This is a genomic window from Rhodopirellula baltica SH 1, from assembly GCF_000196115.1.
In the GTDB taxonomy this organism is placed as follows: Bacteria; Planctomycetota; Planctomycetia; order Pirellulales; family Pirellulaceae; genus Rhodopirellula; species Rhodopirellula baltica.
In genome coordinates, this window is sequence record NC_005027.1 from 6,397,121 (window position 1) to 6,418,448 (window position 21,328).

18 protein-coding genes are annotated in these 21,328 nt (G+C 56.7%); 9 read left to right on the forward strand and 9 right to left on the reverse strand.

All coding sequences use genetic code 11. The features are described 5' to 3' along the window. Nucleotides 1-75: 75 nt before the first annotated feature. On the reverse strand, nt 76-1,335 hold the full coding sequence (locus RB_RS24645) for a S1C family serine protease (RefSeq protein WP_231845954.1): 1,260 nt from the start codon (nt 1,333-1,335) through the stop codon (nt 76-78). 268 nt (nt 1,336-1,603) lie between these two features. Here RB_RS24645 and RB_RS24650 point away from each other — a divergent pair, with 268 nt between their 5' ends. Continuing rightward, nucleotides 1,604-2,047: a cytidine deaminase gene (locus RB_RS24650; protein WP_007326882.1), complete on the forward strand. Its 444-nt coding sequence runs from the start codon at nt 1,604-1,606 to the stop codon at nt 2,045-2,047. A gap of 243 nt (nt 2,048-2,290) precedes the next feature. Here the strand turns inward: RB_RS24650 and RB_RS24655 are convergent, their stop codons facing one another. From RB_RS24655 to RB_RS24670, 4 genes are all read right to left on the reverse strand, one after another. Further along, complete coding sequence (locus RB_RS24655; protein WP_007326881.1) at nt 2,291-3,694, reverse strand: DUF1552 domain-containing protein; 1,404 nt, start codon at nt 3,692-3,694, stop codon at nt 2,291-2,293. Nucleotides 3,695-3,760: 66 nt separating this feature from the next. After that, nucleotides 3,761-6,490, reverse strand: a complete 2,730-nt coding sequence (locus tag RB_RS24660) for a DUF1592 domain-containing protein (RefSeq protein ID WP_164922467.1) — start codon at nt 6,488-6,490, stop codon at nt 3,761-3,763. Between the two features lie 151 nt (nt 6,491-6,641). Then, a complete protein-coding gene (locus RB_RS24665) occupies nt 6,642-8,270 on the reverse strand; it encodes a Y-family DNA polymerase (protein WP_164923031.1) in 1,629 nt (542 codons plus the stop codon). Between the two features lie 328 nt (nt 8,271-8,598). Beyond that, complete coding sequence (locus tag RB_RS24670; protein WP_011123478.1) at nt 8,599-9,984, reverse strand: ImuA family protein; 1,386 nt, start codon at nt 9,982-9,984, stop codon at nt 8,599-8,601. Between the two features lie 98 nt (nt 9,985-10,082). On the opposite strand from RB_RS24670, the gene RB_RS24675 reads away from it, so the two are divergent. Further along, nucleotides 10,083-10,442: a LapA family protein gene (locus tag RB_RS24675; RefSeq protein ID WP_007326249.1), complete on the forward strand. Its 360-nt coding sequence runs from the start codon at nt 10,083-10,085 to the stop codon at nt 10,440-10,442. Here RB_RS24675 and RB_RS24680 read toward each other — a convergent pair. Next, a complete protein-coding gene (locus RB_RS24680) occupies nt 10,427-10,792 on the reverse strand; it encodes a hypothetical protein (protein ID WP_164922468.1) in 366 nt (121 codons plus the stop codon). The two genes, RB_RS24675 and RB_RS24680, sit on opposite strands and share 16 nt — an antisense overlap. Nucleotides 10,793-11,227: 435 nt before the next feature. On the opposite strand from RB_RS24680, the gene RB_RS24685 reads away from it, so the two are divergent. From RB_RS24685 to RB_RS24715, 7 genes are all read left to right on the forward strand, one after another. Then, a complete protein-coding gene (locus RB_RS24685; protein WP_007331630.1) occupies nt 11,228-12,055 on the forward strand; it encodes a hypothetical protein in 828 nt (275 codons plus the stop codon). 121 nt (nt 12,056-12,176) lie between these two features. Then, the gene (locus RB_RS24690; RefSeq protein WP_007331629.1) at nt 12,177-12,617 is read left to right on the forward strand and encodes a GNAT family N-acetyltransferase; all 441 of its coding nucleotides are present in this window, start codon (nt 12,177-12,179) and stop codon (nt 12,615-12,617) included. After that, a complete protein-coding gene (locus tag RB_RS24695; protein ID WP_007326245.1) occupies nt 12,604-13,080 on the forward strand; it encodes a PNPOx family protein in 477 nt (158 codons plus the stop codon). The genes RB_RS24690 and RB_RS24695 overlap by 14 nt, the downstream gene beginning before the upstream one ends. 52 nt (nt 13,081-13,132) lie before the next feature. Continuing rightward, nucleotides 13,133-13,543, forward strand: a complete 411-nt coding sequence (locus RB_RS24700) for a hypothetical protein (protein ID WP_007326244.1) — start codon at nt 13,133-13,135, stop codon at nt 13,541-13,543. Between the two features lie 75 nt (nt 13,544-13,618). Then, a complete protein-coding gene (locus RB_RS24705; protein WP_007335663.1) occupies nt 13,619-14,614 on the forward strand; it encodes an AAA family ATPase in 996 nt (331 codons plus the stop codon). 10 nt (nt 14,615-14,624) lie between these two features. Further along, nucleotides 14,625-15,956, forward strand: a complete 1,332-nt coding sequence (locus RB_RS24710; protein ID WP_164922469.1) for a DUF58 domain-containing protein — start codon at nt 14,625-14,627, stop codon at nt 15,954-15,956. After that, nucleotides 15,953-18,211 carry a transglutaminase-like domain-containing protein gene (locus tag RB_RS24715; protein WP_011123487.1) on the forward strand — a complete coding sequence of 753 codons (2,259 nt, stop codon included), beginning with the start codon at nt 15,953-15,955 and terminating at the stop codon, nt 18,209-18,211. The genes RB_RS24710 and RB_RS24715 overlap by 4 nt, the downstream gene beginning before the upstream one ends. Here the strand turns inward: RB_RS24715 and RB_RS24720 are convergent. The 3 genes from RB_RS24720 to RB_RS24730 are packed head-to-tail and all read right to left on the reverse strand — an operon-like array spanning nt 18,177 to nt 21,248. Then, entirely contained in the window at nt 18,177-18,581 is a 405-nt protein-coding gene (locus RB_RS24720; protein WP_011123488.1) for a DUF971 domain-containing protein, read from the reverse strand. The two genes, RB_RS24715 and RB_RS24720, sit on opposite strands and share 35 nt — an antisense overlap. After that, nucleotides 18,578-20,593 carry a YjhG/YagF family D-xylonate dehydratase gene (locus RB_RS24725; protein WP_011123489.1) on the reverse strand — a complete coding sequence of 672 codons (2,016 nt, stop codon included), beginning with the start codon at nt 20,591-20,593 and terminating at the stop codon, nt 18,578-18,580. Before RB_RS24725 ends, RB_RS24720 begins: the two co-directional genes overlap by 4 nt. Continuing rightward, the gene (locus tag RB_RS24730; RefSeq protein WP_007331623.1) at nt 20,574-21,248 is read right to left on the reverse strand and encodes a zinc metallopeptidase; all 675 of its coding nucleotides are present in this window, start codon (nt 21,246-21,248) and stop codon (nt 20,574-20,576) included. The genes RB_RS24725 and RB_RS24730 overlap by 20 nt, the downstream gene beginning before the upstream one ends. Between the last annotated feature and the right edge of the window lie 80 nt (nt 21,249-21,328).

Below are 21,328 nucleotides of genomic sequence, written 5' to 3' on the forward strand. Positions count from 1 at the left end.
ACGATGTTTGTACGAGAGGCTTGCGTCAAATTCAGCGCGAGCCTCGTTGAAGTGCACCGACCGACGTGTGTTCGATCATTCTTCTTCGGCTTCGTCATCTGGCGTAGCGGTTGGATCATCGACCGGAGCCAGGATGGCTTCGAGCTCGATCTCTTCGCCTTTGCGAATCACTTTCAATGTTTGGGTTGAACCAACGGGTTCTCGTTCGATTGCTTCGCGAAGATCAATTGCTTTGCGAAATTCCTGTCCCGCGAACTCGGTGATCACATCGAGCTTTTTTAGACCTGCTCGATCGGCGGGGCTATCGCGGATGATTTCATAAACGAGCACACCCATTCCCTCCTGCAGTTTGAACATCTTGGACATCTTTGCGTTGAGTTCCACGGTGGTGATTCCCATGGTTGATCGACGGACGGTTCCGAAAGAAGCCAATTCACGAGCGATCCATTTGGCCTGATCAATCGGCACGGCGAAACCGATCCCTTGGTAGCTGCCGCTGCGAGTGGCAATCGCCGTGTTGATTGCGATCACGTTGCCATCCAAGTCGACCAGTGGGCCACCGGAATTGCCAGGGTTGATCGCCGCGTCAGTTTGCAGAAGACGACTGCGACGGATGCGGTCGAGCCTTCGATTCTTTGCGCTGATGATGCCGGCACTGACGGTTGCTTCCAGTTTGAAAGGACTGCCAATTGCGAGTACCCAGTCGCCAATGTCTAGACTCTTGGAGTCGCCATATTGAGCGATCTTGAGCGGTTCGTCCGATGTGATTTGCAGCACGGCAATGTCACTGGCCGAGTCTCCATGCACCTTCTTCGCCACCAGTTCGGTTTCGTTTGGCAGTTGAACGACAACCTTCTTTGCATTGGTGATGACGTGGTTGTTGGTCATCACCCAATAGATCGATTCGTCCTTTTCTTCGTCGTGATCGGTCGCATCGACAAAGGGATTGATGATCACACCCGACCCCAGACCGCTGAGTTCAAATTCGCCGTCCTCGGATTGTTTAGGTGGCATTGGGCCGACCGATTCGTCGGGTGATTCCTCGTCCGTTTCTTCCTTGGGCTCGTCCTGAGTTTCCCCGGAGAGTGTTTGATTTTGCCCGTAGGAAAACACCGTCACGACCGAAGGGTTGGCTTCGCGAGCGGCGTCGCGGAAGGCTCGCGAAAGTGATCGAGCGCTGTCTTGGGCGGTTTCGTCGGCGCGTGCCTCGAACGAACTGAAGACGACTGCGACTGCGAGGGCCACCAGCATCAACGGAAGGCGATTCAGCAAACGGTTCGGTCGGATGGGTGTGAGTCGGGGTGCCATGCGAAGAGAGGCGAAATTCAAAGGCATTTCAGGAACACTTGGAACCAATGGAGATATTGAAGGTGGGCCTAACATGTTAACGCACCTGAAGCGATTTCGGACGGACGGAACGCTGGATGTGTTGTGGTAAAATGAAGGCATCACGTCGAGGTTTCGGGGGTCAATCTCGGCGGAGGTGTTTTCGACGTATATTGTCGCATTGCTTTACGGATGTAGGCGGGTACTCTATTGGCATCTGATGGCGGAATCTGCACCTCACTTCGGCGAGTCTACTTCCTTGTCTCTCTATCCTGCCATGACCGACGTACACAGTCACGCATCCGAAATTGATCCTCCCAGCGACGAAGATGTCCAACGTTTGATCCAGGCGGCTATTTCGGCTCGCGATCATGCCTACGCCCCGCACAGCCACTTCTATGTCGGTGCGGCTCTGCTGACGCACGATGGACGTATCGTGGAAGGATGCAACGTTGAAAACGCAAGTTATTCGTTGACACAGTGCGCCGAACGCACAGCCGTTTGTACCGCTGTCGCTGGTGGATACCGAATGTTCCATGCGGTTGCGATCGCCAGTATTGGCGGAGCGATGCCTTGTGGGGCGTGCCGGCAAGTGCTGGCAGAATTCGGATCCGACCTCTACGTCTACACCATCGATGTCATCGACGGTGACCAACAAATGCGACGTCTTTCTGAGCTGTTGCCTGACGCCTTTTCGACGTCAGATATTCCCAAACGGTGAGCTGCCGACACTACTACGTCTTGGTAGCCGGATTCGCCAAAATTCAGATGCTTGCGTTGGTTGGAGTCCGAATTCTGGCGAATCCGGCTATGGAGGGACGCCCTTGCTAACGCGGCGGGTTGCGACGGACGTAGGCCAGGCTGTGCCTGGCGGGGTGGCTAGCGAATCCGGCTACGGGAGGTTGCCGGCATACGGCTGGGGAGCTTTGATCTGTGGTTTGGCGACCAAGTGTCCCGCAGGGACTCAGATCAGTTCCGTGACTTTTCCATCGCTGTCGGCAAACGATTCGGCAGGAACATCGAGCTGCTGAAGCATGGTGACGAACAGATTCGAGAGCGGGCGATCTTCGTGTGAGATCTCTTGCTGCCAAGGTTCCCGGCCGCCATCCCAAGCACCACCCTGCGGGTTCGAGCCCGCATTGTTGAGATACTTGCCATGCTTGAATCCCATGTTCTTGCCACCGGCCAAAATCAGCGGGTAGTTACGAGATAGGTGAAAGGCACTGGACGCCGAGCCAAACAACAGCAGCGTGTTGTCCAGCATCGACCCACGACCGGCAGGTTCCTCAGTTGATTTCAGCTTGCCGACGAAGCGGCCAAATTCCTCATTGAGAAACTGGCAATAGATCGCAAAGTTCTTCCACCCGCCGGGGTTCTTCGTCTCGTGTGACAGTTGGTGAGCCAGGCTGAAACCAACAGCACGGGCCAAGTGATCGCTGATCCCCACACCGTTTTCTCGACCGATTTGATAGGTCGCAACACGAGTCGAATCGGTTTTGAACGCTAAGAAAATCATTTCGAACATTGTCTGCAGGTACTGACGCGGTTCATCGGGCGTCAGGTTGAGGTTCAGATGATCAGCGCTGACGGTTGGCAGAGGTGTTTTGAGCCAGTGCTTTGCTTTTTCGACTTTGATCTCCGCTTCACGGACGGAATCAAGGTACTCATCCAAACTGGATTGATCGTTCGACGAAAGCGTTTTGCGAAGTGACCTCGCATCGGCCAGCAAGTCGTCCAACGCACTTTGGCTGATCGCCAATCGACGGGCGGCGTCCTCATCGCTTTTGACAAACAGCATGTCGAAGATGCGTTTGGGGCGATTCTCCGCCGGGATCGCTCGTCCATTTCGATTGAACGAAAGCGTGTGGGTTCCACGTGGCGTGCCGGTGCCACCATCGGTCGACATCACCAACGAAGAATACCGGGTTTGGTTGCCGATGTGCTCTGCGTAGATCTGGTCCAGCGAAATGGAATTCTTGTAGGGACCGTTGGATCCGGTGTCGGCGGCGGTCAAAAATTGATCGGCATTGGAGTGCCCGTGGACGCTTCGGGATTTCGGATGCGAAAATCCGGAAAGGACACTGATCTCATCTCGTAGTGGCTCCAGCGGTGACAATGCTTTGGTGAACTTGAAATCATCTCCCGTGCCATGGGGGAACCAAGACCAATCCTTGTAGGCCGGATCTTCCACCAGCGGCATGGGCACGCCATCGGGGAAGTAGAAACATGCCAAACGCTTTGGGTCCTGAGGCGGTTCAGATGATCGGGGGCCAGCCATCGCGACGGATTCAAGCAGTGGCAGTGCCAACGCGACTCCGGTTCCGCGAAGAAAGCGACGTCGGTCCAAGCCGTTTAGATTCAGTGTCATCAAAGGTTCCTTCAGGACTGCGATCTTGGCGGGAGCTAGTTGTTCGAAAACAAAAAGAGACGAGTGCTACTTGGATTGAAACAGGTCGCTGGTGACCAATTGCTCGATCATCGTCGCGAGGCCATCGCCGCGTTGGCGGACTTCGGCGGTGATTTCGTCGATGCTGGAGTGGTCCGAAAATGTGAGCGGACGCCCCAACGCGTAAGTTGCCAGTTTATGGACCATCCCACGGACAAATTGATCCTGGCGATGTTCCAGCAGGTATCGTTTGAGACCTTCGACGCCGGCAAGTTCTTGTTGATTGAACAACGTGGCCGATGCGACGACGGGTTTGCCGTTGATGGAATCACGCCAGCGACCAACCGCGTCGTAGTTTTCAAAGGCGATTCCCCAAGGATCGATCTTGGAATGACACGACATGCATGCGGGGTGATTGCGGTGATTGGCCATGCGTTCGATCAGCGTCATCTTCGCGATTTCGGGATCGGCCAAATCAATCTCAGGCACCGCGGGCGGCGGCGGTGGTGGCGGGTCGTTGAGAATGCTCTCCAGCAACCAAACGCCACGTTTGAGCGGATGCGAGTCGGTTCCATCCGAGTTCATCGCCAACAAACCAGCTTGGGTCAGCAAACCGCCTCGCCGGGGATCAGAGTTCAGTCGAACGCGGCGAAAATGATTGCCATAGACATTGGGGATTTGATAGTGACGGGCCAATCGTTCGTTGACCATCGCGAAATCAGCGTGGATGAATTGAAGGACGCTTTCGTCTTCATGCAGTAGTTCGTGGAAGAACGCGATCGGTTCACGCTGCATCGCTTCCTTCAACAACGGGCTGAGTTTGGGTTTGGTTTCGTTGACGTTGAGAAAGTCCAACAACTGAAGGTCGAGCCATTGATGGACGAAATGCTTGCTGAAGCGTTCCGCCTTCGGGTCAGCCAGTATGCGACGAACTTGCGTCTTGAGGTGCTCGGCCGATGACAACTGATTTTCGCTTGCGAGTTCGAGCAGTTCGGAGTCCGGGACGCTACACCACAAGAACAATGCCAGTCGTGTTGCCAACTCGTTCGGCGACAATCGATCAATCGACGTTTCTGCATCGTTCGTTTCAGCCGAGCGAACCACGTACAGAAAATTGGGTGATGAAAGGACGGATGCGAGGACTTCTGAAATGGCTTCTTCCATCGAATCGCATTGTCCGCGAATCGCGTCGAATAACTTGAGTTTGCGTTCCAGTTCGGCTTCGGTCGGCGGTCGTCGCCAAGCCCGATGCATGAATGCGGCCAGAACTTCCTTGGCGTACCGAGGCTCATCGTCACGATGCTCGCTGGCGATGAAAATCTGCTGGTGTGATTCGGGTGGCCATTGATCGTTCACGGGAGCCACCACTTCAACATGGTCGATTTGGATGGCAGCCTTCGATACGGAGCTGTTGATGAACCGAATGTATTCTGATGGGCTGGGCGTCACACCCATTCTTGATGTTCCACGGACGGAATTTCGTGGATAGATATCGCCCAATGGAACGTCCCATTCATAGATCTGTGGTTCGTCAGGTGACGCTTCCACAAGAGTGTCAGCGACGCTGACTCGCATGTCCGCACGGCCTTCATTGCTGGCCCGCCAACCAAATTCCAGTTGAAGGCTGGGTGGCTGCGTTTGTTTGCCGGTCGATTCGTCGTCTTTCAACCAGGACGCTCGAACGCGAACCCGCATGATTCCCTGATCTGGAAGTTGATCCCCCAGTTCAATGATCAGTTTTTGATTGCGACCGCCAGGCAACACCGCCACGTGATCGAAGGTCGGCGGCATGACTCGCGGCGCATCTTCCGGAGCCATCGCATAACGTGCACCTTGATAGGCCCAGCTTGCCGAGACCTTTTGGCCGTTGGTGAGGTCGCGATAATGGGTGTCTCGCGGGATGTCCTGGAATGTCTCGCGAAGGGCATCGACTTCTTGTTTTTGTTTGGCGGGATCGTCTTTGTGTTTCTCGGCAACTTGGTCGAGTTTGGATTGTTGTTGGTGACGGTCGATCTTGCTGTTCTGCTTCATGCTGATGCTCCAGTACATCGGAGCGGGTTGTTCTTCCAGCACGATGGCGCGATCAAGTGCTTGTCGAGCGAGTTGGCGATAGGTGTCCAACTGCTTGACCGTCATGTGCAGCATTTCGGAGCTGTTTTGAAAGCCATCATCCGAATGAGCTTCGGGCGGAAGATCTTTCGCGAATTCGTATGGCAGGCCGAGCAAATCTTGCAACGCGTGGTTGGTTTCGTAACGTGTCAGGCGACGAAACGATGAGTGGCCACCGGTCGCTCGCCGAACCGAAGATGCGGTTTGGATTTCGCCTGACAACCATTCCACCACGGTGCTTCGATCGTCGTCGTCCATCTCGACTTCGTCCGGCGGTGGCATCTCGCCGTTGTTGAGAACCGCTAAGACTTCGACCCACCATTGAACGTCGTCACCCTGCATCAAGTTTGGATCGAGCGTGTCGACTCGGATGTTGCCCTCTTCGTTGTCGGGGCCGTGGCAGTCGACGCAGGACTCTTCCAGGATGGGTGCGATGACATCGCGAAAGGTTTGTAGGTCGGCTTGTGGCGTTTTCGTTTCGTTCGGTTGAGTGGTGGGCTCGAGATATTTCGAACGACTCGCGCCGTGCCGCTTGGTTTCTTCCAAGGACAGCGAAGGGGCGGGAGCATTCAAACGCTCTTCCGCGATCAAGCAGGTTCCTGGAAGGCATGCCCAGCAAAATATTGCGAACAGTGCACGCGCATTCGCACGGAACGGTTGGGCGAACATGGGCGGGAGTTCGGAAGGCGGGAGGGAGGAGCGTCCAGGAGGGCGGCGCGTCAACGCGATGACGGTTGCCAACGTGGAGTAAAAGCAAAAGGTGGGGACTTTCTACGCTCGATCCAGTGGAGCTTCATTATGCACCGTTAGGCAAGATTTATCAATCGAACCAACCATGAAGTTGCCAATCGGTCGGATGATTGAGATCGCGAAAAATCCACCATCGTGCTCCATCGTCCAGTTCCACACGGAAGTAATCGCGGCGAACCATTGGGCCTTGCCACCATCGTGTTTCGATCCGTTCGGGGCCCCAATGTTGATGCACGTTCCACACTCTTCCGCGAAAACGAAATTTGGGGGGGAACTGATTTTCACCGGGTGGGGCTTGGCCATGTCCCAGTGGCGTGAGTCGCTGAGGTGATGAATGCAGTTGAAGCGGCCGGCGTCCGGCATCATGGGGCGTTGGCACTCCGTTGCGAGTTCCACCGCCATGACGACCATGAGATTCGTCACGCGATTCCGCGGCCGAGGATGCTTTGGATTTGGGGCGTCGCCGCGGCCGGGTGGTGGCAAGTTTGCGACCACTTGATTGGGTCAGCGGGAAATCCGTGACAGTGTCTTCGGGCAACGGATCGCGATTGATGCGGACGCCTCGCACGGATTCTTCTCCCAAGCGACCGCTCAACGAATCGATCAATCGAGCGATGTCGGTTTGACGCGTCCAATCGGTTTGCGTGTCGCTTTCAAAGCCGGGGCCGAAGATCGACGGTTGAGTGCTGGCGAGGATCGCGTCTTGTAGTACGTCCAATCGAAGATGCGAAACCTTGGACTGACAAGCATGCGATTCAAATGCGCCAATCATCAAGTTGCTGAGGTGATTCAGGTCCAACGTTGGCGAGAACAGTCCGGATTCGAGCGTCACGGATGGCGACTCGGTGAAGTCGATTTGGCATCGCAAACGCAGCACGCCTCTTCCTAGTGGACGCAAGGATGCGGTGGCGGATTCGATCAAACGAATGATCCGGTCGCGAATCAAGTCAACCGCGTCGGTTGGATATTCCAGTTCCAAGGACGCGGTGTGTTCGGTGGGAATGTCGATCGCGAGAATGGGTTCGTCGACTTCTCCCAGTGCTTGAGCGATACGGTTGCACAAACCGTGACCGATGCGAGTGGCCAATCCGCTGCGAGGCAATTGCAAGAGCGAGCCGATGGTTTCGATTCCCAATCGTTGCAAGGTTTCCACATCCGTTGGATTTAAACGCAATGCGGATGGCGGCAACGTTTGCAGTGCATCGCGGGTGCGATTGGCGGGGGCCAAGAAGAAGTCGAAGTGGTTCTTGGCTGGATCTTTGGTTCGCGTTTGAGAGGGCGCATGGGTGGCGAGTGCCCAAGCTGCCCCGAGAGTGCTGGCGATTGCCAGGCGGGCGTTCAGGTGACGGCGTTTCAGAATAGTGGCCGCGGCAGCGAGCAAGCCTGGTTCGTCATCGAACAAATGTGTGACGCCGTCGATCTCCGCGACAAGTGCTTCGGGATCATGTCGAAAGCGTCCGGCCCATTTGAATCGGTCGAGTGTTTCCAATGCGATCTGCGGACACAGATGGCTTTGCAGTTCGGTCGCCAACGAATGCAACGCTCGTCGATCGGCGACACGATCATGTTCGTCAATGATCGCGGTGGGGATTGGCGGGACGCTTTGATTCGCGACGTTTCGGCCGGAGTTGTGCTGGTCGGCCAGCGTGGTAGTGATGTCGACGGCTTGCGCGATCGGCATGCCCAATCGCACGCCCATGGCCGCGGCACGTTGACAACTCGCCGCCACGATTCTTCCGCGACGCGGGTCGGCATGCCAAAGGATCAGCGGCGCGGTGGCGGCTTGGGGGGCGGACGGGTGAGTGGGAAGTTCAGGTTCGGCCCTCCCCTCGCTTCGCTCGACCCTCCCAGAGGGAGGGTGAAGTGCGGAGGAAGAGATGCTTCGCTCTGCTTTCCCAGGAGGAGGGTGAAGTGTGGAGGGGGAGACGCTTTGCTCGGCCTTCCCGGAGGACGTGTGAATAGCGGAGGTGGAGATGCTTCGCTCGGCTCTTTTGGAGAGAGGGTGAAGTGGCGAAGTTTTGCTTGTGCTATCCCGCGGCTCGGCGGTTGTTTTGTCGTTGGTCGCTGGGTCGCTGATCCCTGGGTCGCTGTGATTCGGGTTGGCGCTGAGGAGGCTCTCGGCGCGTCGACGTTGGACGGGCCAGTTGGGCAGCCAAATGCACAGCAGCCTTTTCATGAGTGTTTGCCGTGGATGTGTCAGCGGTTGCGGTGTCACCAACCGGGTTCGAGTGGGAAACAGAGTTCGAATGAGCAGCGAGGAAGGGCCGCGAATCCAAATCATGCAGCATCGCGTCGGGGGTGATCGCCAGGAAAGCTTGGCGGGCCGCGTTGGTTTTGGCTCGGGGCATCGTCACATGAGCGACCCGGAGATCGCGATAGCGACGAAGGTTGGTGGGTGGCAAGGCGGAACGGGACCGAGGAAGCGGAACGATTTGTTCGGGCTGAGCAGGCACCGACCGGACGTGCCAGCGAACCGAAGCAAACGAGGGCCGGCGCCCCGCCGACGCGGTTCGCACAAGCAGACCTGGAGTTTGGCCGGTTTCAGCGGCGAGTTGCAACCGTCGTGCGTCGCGATCGTTCAGATTCCAAGGCAACATCGACCACACCGCGGCGACGGAACCGCACCGGAGGGCTTGGTCGAGCGTCCACACCGCGTCGCGGCGGTTGGTGACTCGACACCAAACGATTCGTTCGGCAGGGATGCCGCAAGCGATCGCGGCGGGAGCATAGAAATGGCCACCGGGGTCGACGACGATGACGGGACCGTCGTGGTGAGCATGCGCCGGTGGATGAGGTTGGTTGGCCGTTCCCAAAATCTGGGCCGCGGCGAGCAAGGAAAGTGTGCCCGCGCCGCCGCCTTCGGTTTCCGCGATCCATTCGCTGATCGTGCCGCGTCTCATTCCGCCGCCGGGTAACCAAGAATCCAACGCCGAAGACCCAGTCGAAAAACGCGGGGTGGAATCGGTCGCGACGAGCGGGTCTGAGATCGCTTCGGTTTGGCGACGCAGTTTTTGCAGCAACGCCTCGCGAGTGGTGGGGGCGTGTTCGGCTTTACCCTCGTTTGGCTCGGCCCTCCCCTCGCTTCGCTCGACCCTCCCAGAGGGAGGGTGAAGTGTGGAGGGAGAGACGCTTTGCTCGGCTTTCCCAGAGGATGTGTGAAGTGCGGAGAGGGAGACGCTTTGCTTGGCCCGTCCAGAAGGAACGAGAGCTTGGTTGTTGCTTTGCTTGGCTGGTTTGGAGGGGAGCGGGGGGGCTGCGTGACGACGCTTGGTGATTGAGGTTACAGTGGAAGGAGCCACTGATTCCTCCCAGAAAGCAAAGGTTTGCTGTTCGGGAGCCTGTTCCAACACGCCGGTGGACGCGGTCAATCGGCGTGGAACGGAGATACTTTTGGTGGAAATGCTGTTTGGCATCGTCTTGCTGCCTGCCTCGTTTGGTCAGTCCATTGATCCTAGCAAACATTTGCTAGCAAATCCCTTTTTTCGCGAGAAATCACCCTCGCCGATTTCACATGCTCCAGAAAATCCGCTGGTTTTTGTCGTTGGCGGCCGTCTTGGTCGTCGTCATCGTGGCGTTTCAAAACCAAGACGCGGTGCCGCTAACCATTCTGTTTTTCAGTGGCGAATACCCACTGACGTTGCTGCTGCTGGGCAGTTCCGGCGTCAGCTTTGTACTCGGGTGTTTGATGACCGCGTGGAGAATCCGCAGTCGCCACAAGGCTCAAATCGCCCGGGAATCCGAGGCCAAAAAGGGATCCGAAGCCAAAAAAGCGGAAGCTACTGCGAAAGAGACGTCTTCCACGAAGAAGAAAAGTGTCGCGGGCAACGAGTCAGCCGAAGCTTCCATCGGCTTGGATCAGGAAGCGACCTGAACGTTGTCGTCGGCAGCGTCAAAGTCGCTGGCCTTCTGCTGCGACGCGGCACGGCGACGGGCCACCAAATCGTGGCGACGCAAAACGGCTTGAGCAAGATCGCCGATTCGCTGGATGGGGCGTTCGGTCGACGCCTGCTGAGCTTTGAGCTGCTCCCGGCCTTCGCGGATCAATTCGGCGAGAGCCAACAAAGTGTTGTCCGACCCATTGGACTTCGATGCCGCGATGATTGGCATCACGGATGATTGAGTTGCCGGTGCGGTGTGAGTTGCCGGTGCCGCGGTTGCGGAGACCGATGCGATCACGGGGGAAACCGGTGCGATGGCGTCGAAGAGAGAAAGCTGAGTCATTCGAAAAACCTTCGTCAGTGGGGCGGGAGGCCGGAGTGACGTGTGGGTCACGTCTCACTGAAAAGATTGTTCGCAAGGTCCGTGACACGTTTGGTCACGCGGGAAGAGCGTTCGAATGTGACGGTTGTGAGGATCGCACTTCCAGGGGGTGTTCGATCTCCCCGGTCGTTCGTAAAACGTTTGCCTCTAACGACTTGGGGAACTAATGTGACCCATGCTTTATTGGCCGCTCTGGCTACCGGTGCATCGCATTTGCACGGTGGACATGGCCGCTGGCATCTCACTTATCCCCAACCCTGCCACCCCAGTTAGTCAGCTCGTCGACAGTTTTCGCTGCCGTGGACGAGCGATCTGGTGCGTGAGCGCTGCACAACTGGCGTTCCTTTGCTCTGGAAACCTGCACCTCTTTCTGCTGTCAAACAATCGACACGTTCGGTGGCAATCTCATTGGCTGCCGTGGGGGCGATCGCATTGGCCACGTCATTGGCATGTGTCGCCACCGAAACCACTCAACTGATGTTGGTTTTGTCATCGATCGGTCGTGACACAATCGTTTGGACGAATTGGGGATTGGCGTTGTTGTTGTTTATGGCAACGACCGCGTATGTGTTTCCGATCTTGTCGCGAGCCTTTGGTGTGCGGGTCAAGCATTGGTTTCCCCTGCTGACTCGTCGCAAATTGCGGTTGTCGGACCTGGCGACTGAGCGACGTGCGCTTCGCGGGTGTTTGATTGTCTTGGCTGCATTTCCATTGCAAACGAGTTTGGCTCATTCGGTCATGTTGCGAGCCACTCGCGGGGACTCACCCACGCCACTCGTGCCGGCTTGGTCGTTCTTGATATTGGCCGTTGTGATGATGATCGTCGGGGCGGTGATTCATTTTCGATTGCCCAAAATTTATTTGAAGTGTCGTTTCGATTCGCTTCTCAATGGACTTCGGCACTATTCTCGCGGCGTTGCGCTTCGCAGTTTCATCGCTCAGTGGGACAACCCAACTCGAGAAATCTACACGGCATGCCGAGTCAGCCGCCGAGTCGCATGGGCATATCGCGCCGGCATCCTGATTTCCGCCGCATGCTTCACCGCCGCCGGTTGCTTGGTCGCGCGAGTCGAACTGCCATGGGCATTGGATGAATTGGGGACCGTGATCGCCATTGCCTGCATTTTCAGTTTGTGGCCGACCGCGGTGCGAATGGTGAACTGGAGCGGTTTGGTTCTCGATCCCATTTGTGGCGGTCCAGACGAATTCGATGAGTACGAGTGACTGATCGCCGGTCGGTCAAAAAGACGCACACGGGTGAAAACCTGCTGATTCGGCTACAATCGTCCCCGTCATTGCCAAGAGGCGATCAACTCGACGTTTGACGAGACCGGGAGGCAGACGATTGGAATTCCTCGAAATCGAATGGTGCACGCCGCTGTACCAGGAGGCATTGGATCTGAGGCATCGGGTGCTGCGCGAACCTTTGGGGCTCCGTCTGACGGCCGAGGAATTGGATGGCGAATACGCGGATTTGCACTTCGGATTGCGAAATGGATCTGAAAACCTGGTGGCCGTTTTGTCAGCAAAACCTCTGACATCCAGTGCTGTCAAATTGCGTCAAATGGCGGTTGATCCGGAAAAACAAGGCGAGGGACTCGGCGCGAAATTGCTTGGAGAGGTCGAGTCGGCATTGGAGAAAAAGGGCTACTCGCAATTCCAACTGAACGCTCGAGAAACTGCGATTGGTTTCTATGAAAAGGCGGGCTACACCGCTGTGGGAGAAACCTTCACTGAAATTTCTCTGCCGCATCGCAAGATGGTGAAGCCGCATGTCGACGTCTGAACCCTCCACCGCCGACATCGTTTCGGGCCTGATGAATCAATGCACCGTCGGTTCGCTGGCAACACAGATGGCGGATTCCGATGCATCGCCACGACCATATGTGTCGCTTGTCACGGTGGCTCGAGTCGGTGAAACTTCGATGGCGATGCTGCTGAGCGGTCTGGCAAAACACACTCAGAACCTGGCGAAGTGCCCCGCCGTGTCGCTCCTACTTTGCGAAGAGACTTCTCCTGATTCCGATCCAATGGCCGCTCCGCGTGCCACATTGATGGGTCAAATTGTTCGCTTGCCGCATGAAGATGATATGAATGTTCGGGACGCCTTCTTGCAGAAGCACCCGAATTCGCGAATGGTGGCGGGGTTCGGGGATTTCTTCTTTCACGTGATGCACATCGAAGAATGCCATGTGATCGCAGGGTTTGGGCGAATTGAAACCCTCTCGTCTTCTTGTCTACGGGTTTGACGGACCCACCTCGTTCCTGTTTTTGCTCATCTCAGTAATTGGTCAATTGTTCATGAATTCGTCGTCTCTTCCTTCTGATGATGCCGCGGAGAAGCAGCCTGGACCCGAGGACATGTCCAACTTTCGCGTGGCGAACCCACCTGATTCCGCCCAATTGACTCAATTTGTGACCACAATCAAGAACGCGGAACAGCAGGTCGGAGAGAATATCATTGAGGCGTTGAAGCATCCTGGAACCGTCGCGGTGCTGACCACGGCTGTTTTGGGACCCGATGGTCAACAGCGAGTGTTGTCGATGGCACTCGATGCTGACCGCATGAATCAGGTCCAAGAAATCCTGCAAACGTCGGTGGAAGAACGCGAAGACGAAGAACGTTGCTATGGTTTTCATTGCTTGGTGAAAACGAAGGCGGCAATGGAACAGCCAAGCGCCGACGAAGACGCATCGTCTCAAACGAATTGATCCACTCCGAATTCTTTTGCATTTCACTCGTCCTCTCATCCTGCGTGATTCGTTTTGTATTCTCCTACTCAACATGTGACGCCCGCCGCGGAAGCGTTGACGGTGGCCCAAAATCCCAAGTCCACGTTGCCGGATGAGTTGCAGCTCCCGTGGCGTCATCTGCAAGAGGTGTCCACTCGGCTGCGGCAAGTGATCCGCGGGAAGGACGATGTCATCGAAGCGGTCTTGATCGCCTTGCTCGCCGAAGGGTCCGTGTTGCTCGAAGACGTTCCCGGTGTTGGTAAGACAACGCTGGCGAAATCTGTTTCGCGTTTGATTGATCTGGAATATCAACGCATTCAGTGCACGCCCGATTTGTTGCCCGCAGACATTTTGGGTGGGCCGATCTACTTGCAGTCCAAAGGTGAGTTTGAGTTCCGTCCGGGACCGGTGTTCTGCAATCTGTTGGTTGCCGATGAAGTCAACCGAGCCTCACCACGAACGCAAAGCGCACTGCTGGAGGCGATGGCGGAATCGCAAGTCACGATTGACGGTGAACGTTACGATCTGAAGCATCCGTTCATGGTGATCGCGACTCAAAACCCGGCGGGATTCGAAGGCACGTTTCCGTTGCCCGAGTCACAGCTGGACCGGTTCTTGTTTCGTTTGTCGATGGATTATCCCGACACCGAAAGCGAGATCGATCTGTTGCTGGATCAGTCCGAAGCGGAACCGGTAGCCGCTTTGCAACCCGTGATGCAGGCCGAAGAATTGACTTTGTTGCAAACCTGGGTGCGTCAAATTCGAACCGATCGAAAGGTTGCCGCTTACGTGGTCGCATTGGCCACAGCCACGCGACAAGATTCTCGTTTGCGGGTTGGATGCAGTCCGCGGGGCAGCAAAATGTTGATGCGAGCATCGCAGGCTCGCGCCGTGTTGATGGGCCGAGACTTTGTTTTGCCCGATGATGTTCAACAATTGGGAACGGCGGTGTTGGCTCACCGTGTGAGCACTCGCCACGGAACCGCGACATCGAACGAGAGTCGCCAAATCGTCGCGTCCATTGTGGATCAAGTTCCGGTTCCAGTTTGAAAGACGATCAATGAAACGGGACGCCTCCGCATCGCGAAAAACGCATTGGTCACGACGTCGCTTGGTTTTAAAAGCTCTTCGATGGTGCAACCCCATCGTGTGGTGGCTGGCGTTGCGGCGAAGCATGACTGGCGGCTCGGTGACGTTGTTGTTGATGGGCATCGTGTCGCTGAACATCGTTTGGGGGTATCCCTGGATGGGCATGTTCGCCAGTTGCTTTGCAATGTTTGTGGTGGGTTGGATCGTCAACCGACTCATGTCGCCTCGTTTGAAAGTGACTTTGGATGTGCCATTGGCGGTGCGAGCCGGTGAAAGCTTTGTGGCCCGTATCTCATTGATCCACGAAGGTCGCTTGCCAGCGATGAGTCTGTGCGCGGGGCTGGATCACAGTCGCCGCAAGCATGGGCGACGAGACATCGAGATGCCGTTGGATGCGTCTGCGATGCAATGGATTCCTGACATTGCTCCGGGAGCAACATCGACGATTGAGCAATCGTTGACGTTTCTCAGGCGAGGTGTCCATGAAATGCCTCCGGTCCGAGTCGAGTCTTTGTTTCCTTTTCACTTGTTCCGATCGACCCAGTGGCTCGACAGTGGCGAGTCGATGGTCATCACGCCGCGACGACTGGATTGGGACAGCGAAATGGCTTGGCAAATGATTCACGCGAGCCTGCGTGGATTGGCCGTTGGTTTGTCGCAAGGTGACCACCAGCACTATGTCGGCAGCCGCGAATATCGCGCTGGCATGCCCGTGCGTCGGTGGGATTTCGCATCGTGGGCTCGCCTAGGCAAACCGATCTTGCGAGAGTTCAATTCCGCGGCAAAGCAGACCGTCACGGTATTCATCGACACCACGCCCGTTGAATCGGAAGTTGCGGTCACGCCGATCTCACGATGGCGTCGATACACGGATGACGAAGACGCCTCGCTGGAGCGTTTGTTGTCGATCGCTTCAGCAGGACTGGAGACTCTGGTCGGCGCGAACGTGCAAGTGCGTTTGGTTGTCCCATGGCAGGCACCCTCGGTGATTCAAAGCCAAGAGCGGAATGGAAAGTTGCGTTCGGTGTTGTGCGAGGGAGCTTCCGACCCGACGCCACTGCTGATGGCATTGGCCGAGGCGGAGCCGGTTGATGCTAGCATGGCACAAGACGTCTTGCATGCGATGCCGCAGGCGGGCGGCGCATTCCACGGGGTCGTGTTTTCGCGTCGCGAAAGAGAGGCGGCTGATCTGTCGCATTTGCCAGATTTGATGTGGTTGAACATCAACGAGGATTCGCGGGAAGGCTTTGGTGGCACGGCCGTTTCAACGATCGATAACGACCCGGCGAAGGTGCTGGCATGACATCTTTGATGCACGAAGAACCGATGGAGTGGCGTGATTGGTTGTCGGACGATCGCGTTGTGCTGGGTGCGTTGACGATTGGTTTGGCTTGGTTCTTGGGCGGCACATTTGTGACTTCGCCCGCATGTATCTTGGTCGCCACAATCAGCTTGGTTGTTGTGGTCTTTGTCCGCCTTCGTTGGCCGGAACCAATCTTATCGAACGCCAGTTGGAAAATGCGAGCGGCTCGCGGTGGCGTGTTGTTTTCAGCAATGATCGGTTCGATTCTGATCGTCTTTGCATGGCGTTTCTATCCCGCGTTGCAAGGCACGCCCAACGTGTTGTTGGTTGCGGTCGATTCGATTGGCCATGCGGCTTTCATGCTGATGTGCGTGTTGTGGATGCATTGGCCTCGTCGTGGCCACGTCATGATGTTGGTGTTAGGGATGACCGTGGTGTTGATGTCGGTCGCTGGTGGCGGACTCAGTACAACCGTCACGGCACAATCCGCGTTGGGTTTGACCGTGTGCATCGGCTTTGTGTTGGCGACTCGGGCGATGAACAGTGGTTTGTCAAAGGAACAGGCAGCCGCCGGACCACATTCGTATGAGGAAGCCCCCAAGCGAATTGGCGGGGCGCTGTATCGGTTCATGGCATTGTTCGCGATGTTAATCGCCGCGTCCGCAACCACCCATGCCACGATATGGTTCCTGCCGGATGTTCAAGCGGGCGTGATGGCCCAACTAAACGATCGTTTGGAAGCGACTTCGAGTCGAGGTTGGGGCGGAACGGATCGCTATGTCACCGGGTCACGTTTGGGCAACGTTCGCGAGTCGATTCTTAGCGACCCAGCAGCACTCGCTTTAAAAGGTTTCGCCGAGACAAAACCCGGTTACCTTCGCGGGAATGTTTACGATTCCTACAGCAACGGACGTTGGCGAACGTCTCGCAAGTGGATCTTTCAGTCACCTCCCGGCAGTGGTGTCCGGCGTGTTGCGGAAGCTCGCTTTCTGCGTCCCGATGGGGTTGCGACGATGTCGCTTCAAAACACGGATGATCATTTTCGCCAACGTTATTCCATGCGAATTGGATCGGTTGAAGACGAAGTCGATCCATCGATCGAGTTGATGAACTGGAACGGTGTTGAGTCAACAGACATTGCCGGCGGACGCTTTGTCGGGACCGTTGAGATTCACGGTGAACCGAGCAAAGGACAAAAAGTGTTCTTGCCCGCGGCGACTCGGTGGATTGAGTTGGCGGGTGAAGGCGTCGGAATCACGCCGCATGGATTGCTGGGGTACGGAGTGGATGTTCGTTGGCCTTGGGTGGCTGGAGTTCAAGAAAATCCTCCGGCCGAAGTGTTGGGTGAGGAGGATCGCGAAGCTTTGTTGCGTGTGGAATCTGAGTTTCAGTCGCAACTCAAAATGTTGACCGAAGGTTTGATGGATGGTGTGAAGACCAACGCCGAACGTGCGGATCGGGTCGCTCAGTTCTTCAAACGGAACTACGAGTACTCACTTGATCCGATCACCGTTCCACCGAAGGTCGATCCGTTGACTCACTTCATTCAAAGTCGGCATCCGGCTCACTGCGAGTTGTTTGCCAGCGCGACCGCGTTGATGTTGCGGACGGTAGGTGTTCCAACTCGTTACGTGACGGGCTACGTCATGGACGAACTGGACGATGCGGGGGAGGCGTATCTGGCTCGTAACCGAGACGCGCACGCTTGGGTAGAGTACTACGACGAGGACGCATCACGATGGTTGCCGGTCGAGTCGACGCCGGGGCGTTCTTATCTCTCCATGCAGCACCAGGAAGTGTCGCTGCCGGGTGCCGGTGGCGGCGGAAGCAATGAGCAAACCGAGGACGTTACACGAAGTTGGTTTGCTCCCATCTTGAGTTGGTGGGCGTCCATGCGAGCGACCGATACTCTGGTCACGTTGTTCCGTTGGTTGCAGGTGCCTTTGTTGATTTTCCTGGTCACGGTGTTGTGGCGACGAAACCGAACCAAGCCTGGTGACCAACGCAGTGTCCAGTTGGCTGCCGAACGTCGCCGGATGGACCGGCGCATTCGTCGGCTCGGTTGGGTGCGACGGCCGAGTGAAACCCTGCACACGTTTGCCAGCCGGTTGGAATTCGAAGCGATCGCAAGTCCAGCCGGAGAAGAGCTTTTGAAAGCCGCGAACTGGTATCGCGAACACGCGGTGGAGTGTTACCGCGGTGTTCCGATGACAACACCGCTCACTCGGCAGGACGTCTCAGTCGTTCAAACGTGAACAAGCCTGACGAATGTCCGTCGCTGAAGCCGATGTTGTACGCATAGGTTCCCACCGGACGCATCGATTCGATGGTCAGCGGACGAGCCTCCGCCGCGCTCAAGACGGGCAACCCCAGCGATTGCGGAGGTTTGTTGCCGTTTGCCGCGTCTGAATTCTTATCCGTCAACGTGACCGCTTCGTGCCCGCCAGTTTCGCCCCGTTTTTCGCGACAGGTCGCACATGGGCAAGCGTCGCGCAGTTCCCGAGCGGTCCAGGATGACGATTGGCCATCGTTCCAAAGAATGCGGATCCCGCGTTCGCCTTCACGCTCTATGGCGGTGGGAGAATATTCGACCGGATCTTGAATGTTGCGTTTGGGAGCATTCATCGGGCACTGGCCTGCTGGTGAGACATCTCTGAGTTTCGTGCTGCAAGTGCAGCTTGACCAGCATTCAATGTCTCGATGATTTTGTCCACGTCATAGGTGCATCCACCCCACGAGCCACCACCGACTTGTTGAAGTGCCGCCCACAATCTCGTGTCTTCGGGGATGTTCTCATCTCGATCCAATCCTTCCGCAATCGGGCGGGTTTGCAAAGCTTTGATGGGATCGGTGCCGTCGATCGTGGCAACCAAGTCCACTCGTCCATCCAAAGTGTTGCGATCGATGATGATCTCGACCGTGTCACCGTCACGCACTCGACCGATTGGACCGCCCGCGAGAGCTTCGGGGCCAACGTGGCCAACGCATGCACCCGTGCTGACGCCGGAGAACCTCGCGTCTGTGACGAGTGCGACATGCTTTCCGAACGACAAGTACTTCAGTGCGGATGTGATCTGGTAGGTCTCTTCCATTCCGCATCCAATCGGGCCACGGCCGATCAAGACAATCACGTCCCCGGCTTCGATTGGTTTTTCCGTTTGCCCCTTCACCGCCGCAATCGCATCGCTTTCTTTTGAGAAAACTCGGGCTCGTCCGCGTTTGCGATACACGCCATCCGCATCAATCACGGTTGGGTCAATCGAGGTGGCCTTGATGACCGAACCTTCCGGGCACAGGTTGCCTGATGGGAAGCAAACCGTGCTTGTCAGACCGCGTTCCTTGGCGATCGCAGGCGGCAAGATAACTTCATCTGGATCGACTCCGTCTGCGGCACGCAATCGTTCGCGGCAAACTTCGCGGCGTTCCGAGTTCTGCCATTTATCCAGCAATTCATTCCAAGTCATTCCGGTGACTGTTTTTTCGTCCGAGTTCCACAGGCCCGCTTCGCGAAGGTGCCAAGCGACTTCTGGGACCCCGCCGGCCAAGAACAGCCGAACGGTTGGATGGCCGACTGGTCCATTGGGCAAACAATCCACAAACCGTGGAACGGATTGATTGATACGTCGGAAGTCATCCGCGGTTGGTCGTCGTCGTCCGGCGGCTGCCGCCACCGCGGGAATGTGTAGCAATAGGTTGGTGCTTCCGCCCACCGCTGCGTGCATCAACATTGCATTTTCAAACGCTTTGTCAGTCAGCACCTCATGGAGTGATAATCCGGAGGCATGCATCGCCGCGGCCGTCGCTGCTGCGTCACGAGCTAGTCGAGTCCAGATCGGTTGTCCGCTGGGAGCCAGTGCCGCATGAGGGACGGTCATCCCGAGGGCTTCCGCGATCACTTGGCTGGTGGCTGCTGTACCGAGAAACTGGCATCCTCCACCGGGAGTGCCGCAGGCTTTGCAACCTGCAACCGATGCTTCTTCCAGAGTCATTTCGCCGCGGCTATAGCGAGCCCCGATCGTTTGAACTTTGCCCGCGTCTTCGCCGACCGTTGGCGGCAATGTCACTCCGCCGGGAACCAAAACATTCGCGAGGTGACCAGTGCCGGCGAGAGCCATCATCATGGCGGGCAGCCCTTTGTCGCACGTCGCGATGCCGATCACCCCTTTGCGACGCGGAAGCGATCGGATCAGTCGTCGCATGACAATCGCGGCGTCGTTCCGGTACGGCAACGAGTCAAACATGCCGTGGGTGCCCTGCGTGCGACCATCGCACGGGTCGCTCACAAACGCGGCGAATGGAACTCCGCCGTCGCGTTCAATTTGCTCGGCGGCGGCTTGTCCCAGCAGACCGACTTCCCAGTGCCCGGTGTGGTAACCGAGAGCTTGCGGTGTGCCATCGGGGTTGCGCACTCCGCCCTGAGTGCTGAGGATCAAGTACTGATCGCCGAGGACTCGACGAGGGTCGAATCCCATTCCGACACTTTGCGTGAGCCCAAACAGGTCACCGCTGGTCCAGGAACGAAGGATCTCGTCGGAAAGCGGAAGTTTGCCATCGGGCCCATCCGCTTTGGTTGCCAAAGTCTCGGGGGCATCCAAAGCAGCAAAGTAATCAGAAGGGTCAATCACTACGTCGGCCACTGGTGAGAATCAGGAGGTAATATGCCAGCGTCATGATCGATTGCAATGTCGCGGCAACGTAAGTCAACGCGGCAGCATTCAGAACCTTTGCGACATACTGTTCTTCCTGCGCCGTGATCAAACCATACTCGACCAAGTGCTCTCGAGCACGACTGGATGCATTGAATTCCACCGGCAAATTGACGACTTGGAAAAACACCACAGCCGAGAACAGGATGACCCCAATCCACATCAATGGTGCGAACGACATGATCGCACCAACGAAAAGCAGCGTCGCACCGATCCCACTGCCGAAATTCGCGGCCGGAACGGCAAAGTTGCGGACGACCAACGGAGCGTAGTGCTGCGCGTCCTGGAATGCGTGCCCGGCTTCGTGGCAAGCCACACCGAGTGCAGCCATCGAACGCCCTGAGTAAACGTCTTCGCTGAGTCGCAGCACTTTGGATCGCGGGTCGTAGTGGTCCGACAATTGACCAGCGATCCGTTCGATTCCAACGGATTGCAAGCCGGCACGGTCCAGCATGCGACGAGCGGCTTCGGCACCCGACATTCGTGCCGGCACCTCTGCCATCGCTGCGAACGACGATTTCACCTTCCACTGCGCATACAGGCCCAGCAAAAACGGAGGCAAAACAAAAAGGAAGTAGATACCCATCGAAGGAATGTTCCCTAAAACATCGATAGCAAACGCGATCGGTCGTCTGGGAAGCCTTTCGGAAAAGGTCGCCAAACGCC

Bases quoted from the DNA above. Each gene is read 5' to 3' on its own strand.
- RB_RS24670 (WP_011123478.1), bottom strand. From the start codon at position 9,984: ATGCCAAACAGCATTTCCACCAAAAGTATCTCCGTTCCACGCCGATTG.
- RB_RS24695 (WP_007326245.1), top strand. From the start codon at position 12,604: ATGTCGACGTCTGAACCCTCCACCGCCGACATCGTTTCGGGCCTGATG.
- RB_RS24680 (WP_164922468.1), bottom strand. From the start codon at position 10,792: ATGACTCAGCTTTCTCTCTTCGACGCCATCGCACCGGTTTCCCCCGTG.
- RB_RS24675 (WP_007326249.1), top strand. From the start codon at position 10,083: ATGCTCCAGAAAATCCGCTGGTTTTTGTCGTTGGCGGCCGTCTTGGTC.
- RB_RS24645 (WP_231845954.1), bottom strand. From the start codon at position 1,335: ATGCCTTTGAATTTCGCCTCTCTTCGCATGGCACCCCGACTCACACCC.
- RB_RS24665 (WP_164923031.1), bottom strand. From the start codon at position 8,270: ATGGGCGTGCGATTGGGCATGCCGATCGCGCAAGCCGTCGACATCACT.
- RB_RS24730 (WP_007331623.1), bottom strand. From the start codon at position 21,248: ATGGGTATCTACTTCCTTTTTGTTTTGCCTCCGTTTTTGCTGGGCCTG.
- RB_RS24660 (WP_164922467.1), bottom strand. From the start codon at position 6,490: ATGTTCGCCCAACCGTTCCGTGCGAATGCGCGTGCACTGTTCGCAATA.
- RB_RS24710 (WP_164922469.1), top strand. From the start codon at position 14,625: ATGAAACGGGACGCCTCCGCATCGCGAAAAACGCATTGGTCACGACGT.
- RB_RS24715 (WP_011123487.1), top strand. From the start codon at position 15,953: ATGACATCTTTGATGCACGAAGAACCGATGGAGTGGCGTGATTGGTTG.
- RB_RS24655 (WP_007326881.1), bottom strand. From the start codon at position 3,694: ATGACACTGAATCTAAACGGCTTGGACCGACGTCGCTTTCTTCGCGGA.
- RB_RS24700 (WP_007326244.1), top strand. From the start codon at position 13,133: ATGAATTCGTCGTCTCTTCCTTCTGATGATGCCGCGGAGAAGCAGCCT.
- RB_RS24650 (WP_007326882.1), top strand. From the start codon at position 1,604: ATGACCGACGTACACAGTCACGCATCCGAAATTGATCCTCCCAGCGAC.
- RB_RS24720 (WP_011123488.1), bottom strand. From the start codon at position 18,581: ATGAATGCTCCCAAACGCAACATTCAAGATCCGGTCGAATATTCTCCC.